Here is a 15,184-nt window from a genome sequence, read left to right as displayed (position 1 = left end):
CATACAGCATATAGTGTTCTGGGGAAAAAACGGTAATTCATGCACTAAGCAGCATACACATACGTAAAGGCAGGAGAGGTAACGTATGGAGTAAAGACGAAGTTGATGGAATTGTAGATGTAGACTGGTTTTCTCCCAGTTGCTTATGTTTCGCAAGACGCAAGAGAGAGCTTATACCATGCCGATTGTCAATCATAGTGCTTCTTATACCGGACTGATCATTGGCGCCCAAGAAAAAGGTTATACTAGTCTCGATGCCTTACAAGGGAAAAAATTTGCCTTTGTGGACTGGCAATCGGCATCTGGCTACTTCTATCCGCGGGCTTTGTTAATACAGCGCGACAAACGTTGCACAGCACTAAATCATAGGGGGAATTACATGAAAAAGACAAAGATTATCTGCACAGTTGGGCCGAGTACTGACAAGCCTGGTGTGCTGGAAGCGATGCTGTTGGCAGGAATGGATATTGCCAGATTTAATTTTTCTCATGGTTCGCATGAAGAACATGCCCGGCGTATAGCTATGGTACGGGAAGCAGCGCGCGCCGTGAAGAAACCGGTGGCCATCATGCTGGACAATAAGGGTCCGGAAATGCGCCTAGGATGCTTTGAAGGTGGCAAGGCAGTCCTTACGCAAGGTCAAGCTTTCACACTGACCACCCGCGATATTGTTGGCAACCATTCTGTAGCGTCTGTCAATCACAAGCTTTTGCATGAAGAAATATCGCCAGGTGATATGATTTTGCTTTCTGACGGACTCATCAGTTTGAAAGTGGAACGTATATCTGGTCAGGATATTCTCACAACGGTTCAAAACAGTGGAACCATTTCTGACCGCAAACGAGTAGCGGTACCTGGTGTATATGTTAAATTACCATTATTGTCAGAACAGGATGTTGCTGATATTCAATTCGGGATCAGCCAAGGCATCGATTTTATTGCCGCTTCTTTTGTACAGCGAGCTGGTGATATCCTCGCCATTCGCAAGTTATTAGAAGAGGCCGGTGTACAACATCAGATTGATATTATCGCAAAAATTGAAAATGCCGAAGGTGTCAAACGGATTGACGAAATACTTAAGGTGGCTGACGGGGTTATGGTCGCTAGAGGCGATTTAGGCGTGGAAATTCCGGTAGAAGAAGTTCCGTTGGTACAAAAACTGATTATTGAAAAATGTAATAAAGCGGGTAAACCCGTTATTACAGCAACGCAAATGCTGGAATCCATGTTGACCAATCCCCGGCCGACGCGGGCAGAGGCCAGTGATGTTGCCAATGCTATTTTAGACGGATCAGATGCTATCATGCTGAGCGGCGAAACAGCCTCTGGGCGGTATCCGGTGGAAGCTGTGCAAACCATGGCAAGACTGGCAGCACGGACCGAAGCATCATTGCCTTATGATAAATTGTTAATGGCTAAAGGGGTAGGTCAGGAGAAGACCACTACCGAAGCCATTAGCCATGCCAGTGTTCAAGTGTCTCACGGCTTGGGAGCAGCCGCTATTCTTACTTTGACCCATAGTGGGCATGCGGTCAGAATGGTATCCAAATATCGCCCCCAATCGGCCATTATAGCCATAACGCCGCGGGAAGATACTTTGCGCCGCTCATTGCTGCTCTGGGGCGTTTATCCGGTATTGATACCAGCAGCAACCAGTACTGATGAGATGGTAGATAATGCCATAAAGTATGCTGTAGCGGCGGGAATGGTCAAAGAAGGTGATCTGATTGTGATTACCGCCGGCGTTCCTTTGGGGGTATCGGGAACGACAAATATGATCAGGGTGCATGCTGTGGGCAATATTTTGCTTAAAGGAACAGGAATTGGCCGAACGGCAATAACCGGGAAAATCTGCATTGTTCGTTTTGCCAAAGAACTAAAGACTAAGTTTCAAAAAGGCGATATTCTGGTGATTAAAGCCGTTGATGAAGAAAGCGCGACCTATGCAGCGCAGGCAGGAGCCATTATTGCCGAGGAGGGAGGACTAACCTCACATGCGGCTGTTGTCGGCCTTAGTTTTGGGATTCCGGTTATTGTTGGTGCCGATGGTGCCACCGAGCGGTTGGCAGATGGGCTGACGGTTACCGTTGATCCCCAACAGGGCATTGTGTATCAGGGAATTATTAATGTCAGATAATTCGTGGAGGAAAAATGCCGAATTTTAGATTCGCAGGCAGGATTTTCATTATGATTAGCGAAGAATAAAGTGGAAAGAGATGTAATGTTACCAACATGGGACAAAATATGTTCATGCGGGACTCAGTTTAACCCGGGGAGCTAGTATGGAAAAAATCATTCAGTTACAGCGCAAATTTGCGCCTGAACTTACACAGATTATTGAAGCAAGATATAATCTTTTGCGCCATATTCAGCATACCCAGCCGGTAGGCCGGCGGGCACTGGCAACACGATTAAACCTCGGTGAGCGGGTTGTCAGGACGCAGGTAGATTGGCTCAAAGACGCCGGACTGGTGGAATTTTCACCGTTAGGGATGAGTGTAACGGCAGAAGGGCAAGCTATAATGGCAGACTTGGCTGAATATATTCGTCTCTTGCGAGATTTAGTCGGGCTGGAGAATGAATTATGCCAACGGCTGCATCTGAAAAAAGTGGTTATAATCCCAGGTGACAGCGAGATTGATCATGCCGTACGGCGCGAACTGGGCCGGGCTACGGCAAGTGTACTTGCCCAGTATTTGCAAGAAGATATGATTATTGCTGTCAGCGGTGGTTCTACTATGGCCAAAGTCGCAGAAGCCATTAACTTCAGTTTTCCTTCCACTACTGTTGTTCCTGCGCGGGGCGGGCTGGGGGAAGTGGTTGAGTATCAGGCCAATACCATTGCCGCTGTTATGGCGGGAAAATTAGGTGGGCGTTACCGGTTGCTGCATATTCCCGACGGAGTCAGCGAGGAAGCGCTGGAAGCTTTATTGGACGGTGATGCCAATCTTAGAGCCTTGGCTGAAATGATCAAACAGGCTGACATCCTGGTACATGGGATTGGCGAAGCCGCAGTAATGGCAGAACGGCGCGGCGTGCCGCCTGCAACCATTGCCGAGCTTGAACACCGCGGCGCTGTTGGCGAAGCACTTGGACAATACTGTGCGTTACCAGGAAAAGTGGTGTATGTTACCAGCAGTATTGGGTTACGATTAGATGATTTAGCCGGAATCGGTACAGTCATTGCCGTGGCCGGGGGCAGTACCAAAGCTAAGGCCATTTTGGCTGTGGTCAGTACTGGTGGACAAGATGTACTTATTACTGATGAAGCGGCGGCAAAGGCCATTCAGGTATTGCTAAAATAAAATTCAGAGGGACGATATACTTGTCTGAAGGTTAATTTTAGTTATTCTAATCTAGGTACTTAGCTGTTCTTAATTTCCGCTGTTATCGCGGGGAATTAAAAAACAGCTAGGAAAAATATATAAAAACTAATTATTTAGGAGGAGTTCTTGTATGACAATTAAAGTTGGTATTAACGGTTTTGGCCGCATTGGCCGGAATGTTTTTCGGGCGGCTGTAAATAATCCTCAGTTTGAAATTGTGGCAGTAAATGACCTCACAGATGCCAAAACACTTGCGCATCTTTTAAAATATGATTCGGTTCATGGTACGATGAATGCTGACGTGAAAGCTGTAGACGGCGGCATTGAAGTCAATGGCAAATTGGTAAAAGTACTTGCTGAAAAAGATCCAGCAAACCTGCCGTGGAAAGCTATGGGCGTTGATATTGTGGTTGAATCCACAGGCCGTTTCACTGAAAAAGATAAGGCTATGGCTCATATCCAAGCCGGTGCGAAAAAAGTTATTATTTCGGCTCCAGGCAAAAACGAAGATATTACCATCGTTATGGGTGTAAACCAAGATAAATATGATGCCGCTAACCATCACATTATATCCAATGCTTCCTGCACCACCAACTGCTTGGCTCCGTTTGCTAAAGTACTGCATGAAAAATTTGGTATTAAATCCGGCTTAATGACTACTGTTCATGCATATACCAATGACCAAAATATTCTTGATTTGCCGCATAAAGATCTTCGTCGTGCTCGGGCTGCTGCCATGTCGATTATTCCGACAACTACTGGTGCTGCTAAAGCCGTTGCGTTGGTGCTGCCTGAACTCAAAGGCAAACTGAATGGTTTTGCTCTGCGTGTGCCTACACCGAATGTATCCATTACTGACCTGGTAGCGCAACTGGAAAAACCGGCTACTGTGGAAGAAGTCAATGCAGCATTAAAAACAGCCGCCAATGGTGAACTGAAAGGCATTATGGACTTTTCCGAAGAACCACTTGTTTCCAAAGACTTTAACGGCAATCCGCATTCCTCCATTATCGATGGTCCGTCTACCATGATGGTTGGCGACAATCTGGTAAAAGTAGTAGCCTGGTATGACAATGAATGGGGCTATTCCAACCGGGTTGTTGATCTGATTAACTTTATTATCAGCAAAGGTCTGTAAGTCGCAAGACGAAGCAATCTCAGCCATTTGAGGTTGCTTCTCTTACACCTCACCTTACTGATTGCGGGAGGGATCTGTATGAATAAAAAAAATTTACACGATGTAGTGGTAGCCGGCAAAAAAGTGCTGGTGCGGGTAGACTATAACGTACCTATGGATAAAGCAGGTAATATTACCGATGACACCCGTATCCGGGCTACTCTTCCGACATTGGAGTTTTTGCTTAAGAACAACGCGGCTATTATTATTGCCAGCCATCTGGGACGTCCGAAAGGCAAAGTAGCACCTGAATTTTCGCTCAAACCGGTTGCTCAAAAGCTGTCTCAACTGCTGGGTGGGCGGGAAGTACAATTTGCCTCTGACTGTATCGGACCTGAAGCCAAGAAAATGGCAGCCGCCCTCGGGGCAGGCCAGATTCTGATGCTGGAAAACCTGCGCTTCCATGCCGAAGAAGAGAAAAATGATCCGGATTTTGCCAAACAACTTGCTGAATTGGCAGAAATCCTGGTAAATGATGCCTTTGGGGTATCCCATCGCGCCCATGCCTCTGTACATGGTATCGCCAAGTATATACCGGCCGTATCCGGATTTCTTATGGATAAAGAACTGCTATTTCTCGGTCAGGCAGTTAGTAACCCGGAACGTCCTTTTGTTGCTATCATCGGTGGGGCAAAAGTATCTGATAAAATCGGGGTCATTAAAAACCTGCTGTATAAAGTTGATACTCTGATTATTGGCGGCGGTATGGCGAATACTTTCCTGGCAGCCCAGGGATATCAAACTGGCAAATCACTGGTGGAAACTGACAAGCTCGAATTAGCTAAAGAACTTATGACGATGGCTAAACATAAGGGTGTCAATTTCCTCTTACCGGAAGATGTGGTTGTTGCCGATAAATTTGCTGCCGATGCCGAACGGCAAACTGTACCAGTGGATCAAATTCCGGCAGAATGGATGGCGCTTGACATTGGCCCAGCTTCAGCCGCCAAGTTTGCCCAAAGCTTGCAGGATGCTAAGACGGTAGTGTGGAATGGGCCTATGGGTGTATTTGAGTTTGACGCCTTTGCGGTAGGTACAGAAGCGGTAGCCAAAGCAGTAGCTGCCTCAGGGGCTAAAAGCATAGTTGGCGGTGGTGACTCGGTAGCTGCGCTGGAAAAACTTAAACTGGCTGATCAAATTACCCATATTTCAACAGGCGGCGGTGCGTCGCTGGAATTTTTGGAAGGCAAGGAACTACCAGGTGTTGCTGCTTTGGCGAATAAATAAGTAAGGAGTGATCAGATGCGCAAACCCATTATAGCTGGTAACTGGAAAATGCATAAAACGGCCGGCGAAGGTGTTACTCTTGTGCAGGACATCCATGCTTTGACCAAAGCCGTGACCGATGTGGAAATTGTTGTGTGCCCCCCCTTTACTGCGCTGGCGGTAGTTGCTGCTGCGGTAAAGGACACAAACATTGGTTTGGGAGCTCAAAATATGCACTGGGAAGAAAAAGGCGCTTTTACCGGTGAAATTGCTCCAGGTATGCTAAAAGACATTGGCTGCACCCATGTAATTATTGGTCATTCTGAGCGGCGGCAATATTTTGCTGAAACCGACCAAACGGTAAATAAGAAAGCCAAGGCGGCTTTCAAGGCCGGGTTAACTCCTATCATATGTGTCGGAGAAACGCTGGCTGAGCGGGAGGCCAAGGAAACAGAAAAGGTAGTGGAGATTCAGGTTAAGGGCGGGCTTGACGGCCTGACTGCTGACCAGGTTGCTAATCTGGTTATTGCTTACGAGCCGGTATGGGCTATTGGCACCGGACGCACAGCATCTGCTGATGATGCCAATGCGGTATGTGCCTTTATTCGCCGGACAGTAGCCACTATGTTCGGTCAGCAAGCTGCTGAGAGTCTTCGGATTCAATATGGCGGCAGCGTCAAACCGGACAATATTGCTGAACTAATGGCCAAACCGGATATTGACGGCGCCTTAGTAGGCGGTGCGAGCCTGGAAGCAGATACCTTTAGCAAATTAGTAAAGTTTCCGCAGCATGTATAGGAAAAACAAAGGAGAAATAAACGTGGCTAAACTTTCTTCCCCTATTGCGCTGATTATCATGGATGGTTGGGGTGTTGGCCGTGGTGACGATGAATTCAACTCTATTGCCAAAGCTGATACTCCTCATATAACTCTCTTAACAGAACTTTATCCTACAACTACGCTCTGTTGTTCCGGAGAGGCGGTCGGTTTGCCGGAAGGGCAAATGGGCAATTCTGAAGTAGGTCACCTGAATATTGGTGCAGGACGTATTGTGTATCAGGACCTTACCCGTATCAGTAAAGCCATTCGTGAGGGTGATTTCTTTCAGAACCCGGTACTTGTTAAGATATGTGAACAAACGAAAGCATCAGGCGGAGCGCTGCATCTGATGGGATTGTTATCTGACGGAGGGGTACATAGTCATATCAGTCATGTATATGCCTTGCTCCAACTTGCCAAACAGCACGGTTTAACTAAGGTTTACATTCATGCCTTTCTAGATGGCCGGGATGTACCCCCTTCCAGTGCTACTACCTACATCAAAGAACTGGAAGACTATATAGCCCAAAACGGTATCGGTGAAATTGCTACTGTCGCCGGACGGTACTATGCTATGGACCGGGATAAGCGCTGGGAGCGCACTGGCAAAGCGTATCAAGCACTGGTTTATTCTCAGGGCAACCAAGCGCCTACCGCTATTGATGCTGTTGAGAACGCCTACCAACAAGGGGTAACTGATGAGTTTATCGAACCAACAGTCATTACTAATTCTGGGTATCGCGGGATAAAACCGAACGACGGTGTCATCTTCTTCAACTTCCGGCCTGATCGCGCCCGCCAACTCAGTCATGCATTGACTAGTGTCGCATTTAAAGGCTTTGAACGTGCGCAGGAAGATTTACCGCGTTATTTTGCGACCATGACGCAGTATGATGAAACACTAGATGTACCAGTAGCGTTTCCGCCTGATCACCCGACTAATACGTTAGGTGAAGTATTTAGTAAGGCTGGCTATACGCAGCTACGTATTGCCGAAACCGAGAAATATGCTCATGTTACTTATTTCTTTAGTGGCGGGGAAGAGCAGCCTTTTCCCGGAGAAGATCGCCTGCTGATACCTTCGCCGAAAGTAGCTACCTATGATTTGCAGCCGGAAATGAGTGCGCCTGAAGTGACTGACAAGGTCATTGAGGCGATACAATCGGGTAAATATGACCTGATTATTCTTAATTATGCCAATGGTGATATGGTGGGTCATACAGGTAACTTGGAGGCAGCGACAAAGGCCGTTACCACTGTTGATCATTGTATCGGCCGGGTGGTTACAGCCATGCGTAACCGGGGCGGGATTACGCTGATTACCGCCGATCATGGCAATGCTGAAGTTATGCGCGATCCGGAAACCGGGGAACCCTTTACTGCTCACACGACCAATCGGGTACCCTTTATTCTGGTTTCTGAAGCTCATAAAGGGGCTACGCTGCGTGAGGGCATCCTAGCCGATGTTGCGCCAACCATCTTAGATTTGGCTGGGATGATTCAGCCGGCAGAAATGACGGGTAAAAGTCTGTTAGTAAAATAATTAACAATATATATGCATAGGAGGAAAAACAACTATCGTTGATGTCTTAGCTAGAGAAATTATGGATTCCCGCGGCAATCCCACCGTAGAAGTTGACGTTCTGCTGGAAGATGGCACCATGGGTCGCGCCGCTGTTCCTTCAGGTGCATCTACCGGAGCTTATGAAGCCGTAGAACTGCGTGATGGTGACAAAAACCGCTACCAAGGGAAAGGTGTGCTTAAAGCGGTTAAAAATGTAAACGAAATTATTGGTCCAGAAGTTATTGGTATGGACGCACTGGATCAAATCGGTATTGACAAAGTTATGCTAGAGCTTGATGGTACTCCCAACAAAGCCAAGTTAGGCGCTAATGCGATTCTTGGTGTATCGATGGCTGTAGCTAAAGCGGCAGCTGCTGCTTTAGGTCTTACTTTGTATCAATATCTGGGTGGCGTAAATGCCAAAGAACTGCCTGTACCCATGATGAACATTTTAAATGGCGGTAAACATGCGGACAACAACGTGGATATTCAGGAGTTTATGATTTTGCCTGTAGGCGCAGAAAGTTTTGCCGAAGCTCTTCGAATGGGTTCAGAAATCTACCACAGCCTCAAAAAAGTGCTTGGCAGCCGGAATTTAGTTACCTCTGTCGGCGATGAAGGCGGTTTTGCTCCTAATCTGGCTTCTAATGAAGAAGCACTCAAAGTCATCATTGAAGCCATTGAAAAAGCTGGATACAAACCAGGCGAACAAGTTATGCTAGGCCTTGATGTGGCTGCTACGGAACTTTATAAAGACGGAAATTACCATCTTGCCGGCGAAGGTGTTGTGAAAACTTCGGCTGAGATGGTGGAATACTATAGTCAGTTGGTCGAAAAATATCCGATCATTTCCATTGAAGACGGCATGTCGGAAGATGATTGGGATGGATGGAAAATGTTAACAGAGCGCTTGGGCGGCAAAATTCAGTTAGTCGGTGATGATTTATTTGTTACTAATGTTGAGCGTCTGAGCCAAGGTATCGCCACCAGAACGGCTAACTCCATCTTAGTCAAAGTCAATCAGATTGGTACACTGACGGAAACCTTTGATACCATTGAAATGGCGAAGCGTGCCGGCTATACTTGCGTCATCTCCCATCGTTCAGGTGAGACCGAAGACGCTACCATTGCCGATATTGCCGTAGCCGTTAATGCCGGCCAAATTAAAACCGGTGCTCCGGCGCGTACTGACCGTGTGGCCAAATACAATCAATTACTCCGGATCGAAGAGCAATTGGGTGAACTTGCTCAATATCGCGGCCGCAAAGTGTTTTATAACCTAAGATAAGGTTGCGCCCAAAGGAGGTGAACAAATTATGCCGAAGGGATATTTTATTCGCTGCAATGATTGTGGCTATTTGTATGAATGTGAAGGAGACATGATGGAATGTCTGAACAAGCAGGTTTGCGAACATTGCGGCAGTTCCAATATGGAAGTCATTCAGCAGCAAGAAGGCCGATTTGGCTGCACCAGCCGTCTGAATACGCATGCTGTTAACGTAAATCTGCATCCTGATCTTCCCTAATCGGCTCACCTCAAATAAAGCGTACCGACAAATCATTGACAGCCGGGTATTCCGGCTGTTTATTTTTTATAAATTTGGGTAAAATATGAAATAAATGTGTGAAAAAATCGACTAAATAATTGTCAAGTCTCACTCCGTATGTTAGAATGTTGTTATGCCTTGGCAACGTGATTTTGCAGCAAGGAATAACGGTATCAGTCATGGGGGGGGTTAAGAAATGATAACTGGACTGATGATTTTAGAAAGCGTGCTTGCGATTGCATTAATTGCCGTTGTAGTGCTGCAGTCGGGTAAGAGCGCAGGCTTATCGGGTTCAATTGCCGGGGGGGCCGAAACTATATTCGGTGGCAAAGGTAAAGGCCTTGATGGAATCTTGGCAAAGGCAACCATTATCCTCGCCGCCTTGTTTGGAATAGTGACATTGATTTTGGTTAAAATGATGCAGTAGCATCACTAACCTCAATAGCTGGTATTAGCCGGCATATTGGGGTATTTTTCAGGGTTTAGTTCAAAGGAGGAAAAGTTACCATGGATTTATTGTATTTTGCGCCAGTGGCGGGCCTTGTGGCGCTGGCTTTTGCTGCGTATTTGATGACCAGCGTGTTAAGAGAAAGCCCTGGCAACCAAAAAATGCAAGACATTTCACAGGCCATTTTTGAAGGTGCTATGGCCTACCTGAATCGTCAGTACAAAACACTGATTCCGTTTACTATCGTAATTTTCTTTATTCTATTATTTATCGACGGTTACAAATTAGCTGTATCCTTCCTGGTTGGTGCTATTTGTTCAGCCATTGCTGGTTATGCTGGCATGACCTCAACCACCAAATCGAATGCCCGGACTACCGAAGCTGCCCGTCACAGCTTAAACAAGGCGCTGAATGTTTCTTTCCGCGCTGGGGCAGTAATGGGGATGTCTGTTGCTGGTTTAGGACTTTTGGGTGTTTCTAGTTTATACATAATCTTTAAAGACCCTGTAGTTATTAACAGCTTTGCTTTTGGTGCCAGTGCGATTGCCTTCTTTGCCCGTGTTGGCGGTGGTATTTTTACCAAAGCGGCTGACGTCGGTGCAGACTTAGTTGGTAAGGTAGAAGCTGGTATCCCAGAGGATGACCCCCGTAATCCGGCCGTTATTGCAGACAACGTTGGTGACAATGTAGGCGACACTGCTGGTATGGGTGCTGACCTGTTTGAGTCTTACGCTGCTACCGCTATTGCTGCTATGCTTATTGGACAAACTGTATTCAAAGGCGATATCAATGGCGTACTTTTCCCGTTGGTCATTGGTGCAGCCGGTATCTTTGCATCGATTGTCAGCACCTTCCTGGTTAGAACCAGCGAAGACGGTGACCCTCAGGCTGCTTTGAACCGCGGTATTTGGGGAACCAATATTCTCGTGGCTTTTGCTACTTATGCTTTTGCAAGTATAATGTTCCCCGCCAATGCCATGGGTATTACAATTGCTGTTATTTGCGGTTTGGCAGTTAACGTACTTGTTGGTGCCATTACCGAATATTATACTTCCAATACCAAAGCCCCCACCCAACATATTGCTGATGCTTCGCAAACCGGTCCTGCTACTAACGTTATTGCCGGCATTGCCTGCGGTCTGAGAAGTACTGCTCTGCCAATGGTAGTATTTGCTGTTGCTATCTGGGTTGCTTACAATTCAGCAGGTATCTATGGTATTGCCATGGCGGCTATGGGGATGCTGTGTACTGCCGGTATGGTTGTTGCTGTTGACTCTTTTGGTCCGGTTGCTGACAACGCCGGTGGTATTGCTGAGATGGCTGAACTTGGACCAGAAATCCGGAAAACCACTGACAAACTGGACGCAGTTGGTAATACCACGGCTGCTATTGCCAAAGGTTTCGCTATTGGTTCGGCTGCGCTGACTGCGCTGGCTCTCTTCACTGCGTTTGGTGAAGAAATTGCTAAAAACCCCAACTTGTCTGGTCTTTTAGTTGACGGTCATTTGGCTATTAACTTGGCTGACCCGGCTGTTATTATTGGTATCTTCCTGGGCGCTACCCTACCATTTTTGGTTTGTGCCTTCACTATGGAAGCAGTAGGTAAAGCCGCTTTTGAAATGATTGGCGAAGTTCGCCGTCAATTCCGCGAAATTCCTGGTATTATGGAAGGTACAGGCCGCCCTGACTATGCTAGTTGCGTAGATATCAGTACCAAGGCTGCTATTCGCGAAATGATGCTGCCAGGTCTCTTTGCTGTAGCTTCACCGATTCTTGTTGGCTTTATTCTTGGCGCTAAGGCGCTGGCTGGTTTCTTAGCTGGTGCAACTGCTGCCGGTGTATTGTTGGCGTTGTTCATGTCCAACTCCGGTGGTGCTTGGGATAATGCGAAAAAATGGATTGAAACAGGCAAATTCGGTGGTAAAGGTACACCAACTCATGCTGCTGCTGTTATTGGCGACACCGTTGGTGACCCCTTTAAAGATACTTCCGGCCCGGCTATGAACCCGCTGATTAAAGTTGCCGGCACTATCTCACTGATTATTGCTCCGCTGCTCTTCTTCTAAAATATGATGTAAAACGCCAAGCTCATGTAGCTTGGCGTTTTTATTGCTTTTTGGGAACTTATGTACTGAGTCAAGACGCCAAAAGCTACAGGCGACTAGGCAGTGTTTTTTTAGGAGGAGTAGACTTACCAAGTCAGCGTTAGCTTTATTTTAGCTTTGTGGAAACAAGCTCACTGATTGGATCCTTTCGTTTCTTTCTGTGGGAGATAATGGTATAATAGTATGAAAAATATAGCTGGTGAGGTGAATCGATATGCCTAAACCATTAATTGGCATTACTACCAACCAATTTTTAACAGAAGACGGAATCTCAACCAGTGCTAAACGGCAATATGTAAATGATGCTTATATTAGGTCAGTGCTTTGTGCTGGCGGGGTTCCGATATTGCTGCCAATTATTACCGATCAAACAGCTATCGAACAGCAACTGGTAGCAGTAGATGGACTGTTATTAAGCGGCGGCGGTGATGCGCAACCGCAGCTATTTGGGGAAGAACCGGTACCTGAGTTGGGGAAAGTTATCCCCGAGCGGGATATGCATGAGTTACTGCTTATAAACTTAGCGTTAAAAGCAAATAAGCCGATTCTAGGTATTTGCCGTGGCTGCCAGATGCTTGCTATTGGATTAGGAGGTACTATTCACCAGCACTTATCGCCTGATAAAGCTAGGATTCAGCATTATCAAAATTCTTCCGGTGACTATGCCGGGCATACTGTTTGGCTGGAACCAGGCAGTAAATTGGCCAAGATATTGGGTGAAAAAGTAATGACCAATAGCTTCCATCACCAGGCGGTCAAAGATCTTGACCGTGGGCTTATGGTAAGCGCACGCGCAAAAGATGGAGTTATTGAAGCCATTGAACACGAAACTGCGGCTTTTGTAGTCGGTGTCCAATGGCATCCTGAACTAATGATTGACAAATATCCGGTCATGCTTGAATTATTCAAAGCGTTTGTAGCAGCGGCTGACCGGAAATACTAACATTAATCGATCAATGGGGGAGTTTTCATTGGCCATCATGCCAGGATCTGAGCCTTTTTTTCTGCCTGGCGGTGAATTTGGAGTACTATTGGTGCATGGTTTTACCGGAGCGCCATCAGAGATGCGCTTGGCAGGAGAATATCTAAACAAACTAGGTTATACGGTACTAGCGCCCCGGTTACCGGGGCATGGTACAACTCCCGAGGAATTGGCGAAAACAAGGTGGAATCACTGGTACGGCAGTGTGGAAGATGGTTACCATTTGTTGGCTGGAATATGTAGTCATGTCATGGGAGTGGGATTGTCCATGGGCGGATTATTGACACTCAAGCTGGCCAGTGAATATCCGCTCATGCGGCTGGCAGTTCTGAGTACGCCAATCTACATTGCTAATAAGCGTCTGCCGCTCTTGCCACTGTATCGACTGTTTACTAATTATGTGCCTAAGAAACGCAAACGCCTGCCGGACATTGGCGAAAAGTATTCGATCACTTATGACGTAACACCCTTAAACAGCTTATCCAGCCTGCTAGAGCTAATCAAAGAGGTTGATGCATTGTTGCCGTCAATCAACGTACCGACACTGATTGTGCAATCCAAAAGCGAACATACCGTCAAACCCGAGAGTGCCCAGTATATTTATAATAAGTTGGGTAGTAACGAAAAAAAACTAGTATGGCTTACTCATTCAGGTCACATTGTGACGCTTGACAAAGAACGTGACACTGTTTTTCAAGAAATTAGTAATTTTTTTAGTGTTAAGATTCAGTAAGAAAAAACTTAAATCAAGTAGAAATCAGACAATAACATAAGAAGGTGTATTAATGAGCGGAAATGATAACTGGTGTTTTGCCTGCGGTCAGGATAACCCGATTGGACTTAAACTTCGTTTTCGTGAAGAAAATGATGTGTATGTATCAACATTTACTCCCGGACCGGAGCATCAAGGATATGGCGGGATTATGCATGGGGGGTTGGTAAGCACGCTGATGGACGAGATTATGGCGCGTTATTTATATGCCAAGAATCTTACCGCTGTTACTGCTAAACTCGAAGTACGGTTTCGCCAGCCCACGCCAATTGGCCAAAAATTAACGATCAGTGGATGGATTACCGGCAAGCGGGGAAAAATGTATGAACTAGCTAGTAAAATTACGTTACCAGATGGAACAGTTACGGCTGAAGGAAAAGCGATAGTTGCTGTAAAAGGAGATGGGTAAAATGGACTTAGCTGACAGGATATTGGAGTTCATGCGCGAAGAAGCCTACAAACCGCTTACTGCCGAGGATTTAGCAGAAGGTATGAACATTCGCGGCAAAGAGTTGGAAGAATTCTGGCAGGTATTGGACAAGCTGGAGGCTACTGCCGCTATCATCAAAACTCGTTATGGTAAGTATGGTGTGCCTGAACGTATGAACCTGGTTGTCGGCAAGTTTTCTGCAACTACCAAAGGGTTTGGCTTTATTTTGCCGGAAAATCGTGACATGGATGATGTCTTCATTCCTCCTGACGCTGTGGGTGGGGCTATGCATGGTGACCGGGTAGTTGCGCGGATGCATCATCGCCACGCGTCTGGCAAAGCGATCGAAGGCGAGATTATCCGGATTGTTTCCCGTGCCAATACTAAAGTAGTGGGAACCTTAGAGGCCAGCCGCAATTATGGCTTTGTTCTGCCAGATGACCGGCGGATAGGACGCGATATTTTTATTCCCAAAGAAGAAATGGCTGGTGCCAAAACTGGTTCCAAAGTGGTCGTCGAAATTACCGACTGGCCGCAAAAACAAAAAAGCGCTGCTGGCCGGATTGTCGAAGTGTTAGGCCAGCAGGGCGATCCGGGGATTGAGATACTTTCCATTATCAAAAATCACAATCTGCCGACAGAGTTTCCTCCTGAAGTGGAAAAAGCGGCTGCTCGTATTCCCACAACCATTAGTGAGGAGGATTTATTAGGTCGTCGCGACCTCAGAGATCTTACTATTGTGACCATTGATGGTGAAGATGCCAAAGACTTGGATGATGCCGTGCACATCGAGCGGCTTAAAAACGGA

General features: G+C 46.5%; 14 protein-coding genes. All 14 read left to right on the top strand.

The features are described 5' to 3' along the window. Positions 1 to 178 precede the first annotated feature (178 nt). Positions 179 to 2,137 (top strand): pyruvate kinase, encoded by a 1,959-nt coding sequence (gene pyk / locus AC29Z1_RS04595; RefSeq protein WP_488270279.1) that lies wholly within the window; start codon positions 179 to 181, stop codon positions 2,135 to 2,137. A 145-nt stretch (positions 2,138 to 2,282) separates the two neighbouring features. Then, positions 2,283 to 3,305 carry a sugar-binding transcriptional regulator gene (locus AC29Z1_RS04590; protein ID WP_488270278.1) on the top strand — a complete coding sequence of 341 codons (1,023 nt, stop codon included), beginning with the start codon at positions 2,283 to 2,285 and terminating at the stop codon, positions 3,303 to 3,305. Between the two features lie 151 nt (positions 3,306 to 3,456). Next, positions 3,457 to 4,464: a glyceraldehyde-3-phosphate dehydrogenase gene (locus AC29Z1_RS04585; protein ID WP_488270277.1), complete on the top strand. Its 1,008-nt coding sequence runs from the start codon at positions 3,457 to 3,459 to the stop codon at positions 4,462 to 4,464. 78 nt (positions 4,465 to 4,542) lie between these two features. Beyond that, positions 4,543 to 5,730, top strand: a complete 1,188-nt coding sequence (locus AC29Z1_RS04580) for a phosphoglycerate kinase (RefSeq protein WP_488270276.1) — start codon at positions 4,543 to 4,545, stop codon at positions 5,728 to 5,730. Between the two features lie 15 nt (positions 5,731 to 5,745). Beyond that, positions 5,746 to 6,507, top strand: coding sequence for a triose-phosphate isomerase (gene tpiA / locus AC29Z1_RS04575; RefSeq protein WP_488270275.1), 762 nt, complete (start codon positions 5,746 to 5,748; stop codon positions 6,505 to 6,507). 22 nt (positions 6,508 to 6,529) lie between these two features. Continuing rightward, positions 6,530 to 8,071 carry a 2,3-bisphosphoglycerate-independent phosphoglycerate mutase gene (gene gpmI, locus AC29Z1_RS04570; protein WP_488270274.1) on the top strand — a complete coding sequence of 514 codons (1,542 nt, stop codon included), beginning with the start codon at positions 6,530 to 6,532 and terminating at the stop codon, positions 8,069 to 8,071. A 16-nt stretch (positions 8,072 to 8,087) separates the two neighbouring features. After that, positions 8,088 to 9,380, top strand: a complete 1,293-nt coding sequence (eno, locus tag AC29Z1_RS04565) for a phosphopyruvate hydratase (protein ID WP_488270281.1) — start codon at positions 8,088 to 8,090, stop codon at positions 9,378 to 9,380. Between the two features lie 28 nt (positions 9,381 to 9,408). Further along, positions 9,409 to 9,618 carry a hypothetical protein gene (locus AC29Z1_RS04560; protein ID WP_488270273.1) on the top strand — a complete coding sequence of 70 codons (210 nt, stop codon included), beginning with the start codon at positions 9,409 to 9,411 and terminating at the stop codon, positions 9,616 to 9,618. A 217-nt stretch (positions 9,619 to 9,835) separates the two neighbouring features. Continuing rightward, positions 9,836 to 10,066, top strand: a complete 231-nt coding sequence (gene secG, locus AC29Z1_RS04555; RefSeq protein ID WP_488270272.1) for a preprotein translocase subunit SecG — start codon at positions 9,836 to 9,838, stop codon at positions 10,064 to 10,066. An 80-nt stretch (positions 10,067 to 10,146) separates the two neighbouring features. Continuing rightward, positions 10,147 to 12,153, top strand: a complete 2,007-nt coding sequence (locus AC29Z1_RS04550) for a sodium-translocating pyrophosphatase (RefSeq protein WP_488270271.1) — start codon at positions 10,147 to 10,149, stop codon at positions 12,151 to 12,153. A gap of 253 nt (positions 12,154 to 12,406) precedes the next feature. Continuing rightward, the gene (locus AC29Z1_RS04545) at positions 12,407 to 13,135 is read left to right on the top strand and encodes a gamma-glutamyl-gamma-aminobutyrate hydrolase family protein (RefSeq protein WP_488270270.1); all 729 of its coding nucleotides are present in this window, start codon (positions 12,407 to 12,409) and stop codon (positions 13,133 to 13,135) included. Positions 13,136 to 13,163: 28 nt separating this feature from the next. After that, positions 13,164 to 13,907: an alpha/beta hydrolase gene (locus tag AC29Z1_RS04540; protein WP_488270280.1), complete on the top strand. Its 744-nt coding sequence runs from the start codon at positions 13,164 to 13,166 to the stop codon at positions 13,905 to 13,907. Between the two features lie 52 nt (positions 13,908 to 13,959). Next, on the top strand, positions 13,960 to 14,355 hold the full coding sequence (locus AC29Z1_RS04535; RefSeq protein ID WP_488270269.1) for a PaaI family thioesterase: 396 nt from the start codon (positions 13,960 to 13,962) through the stop codon (positions 14,353 to 14,355). Position 14,356: 1 nt separating this feature from the next. Continuing rightward, positions 14,357 to 15,184 (top strand): RNB domain-containing ribonuclease (locus AC29Z1_RS04530; RefSeq protein ID WP_488270268.1); only part of this gene is annotated, 828 nt, incomplete at its 3' end.

It is taken from the genome of Sporomusa sp., assembly GCF_057736855.1.
Note: the sequence above shows the minus strand (reverse complement) of the source record. Positions and strands in the feature narration are given on the sequence as shown.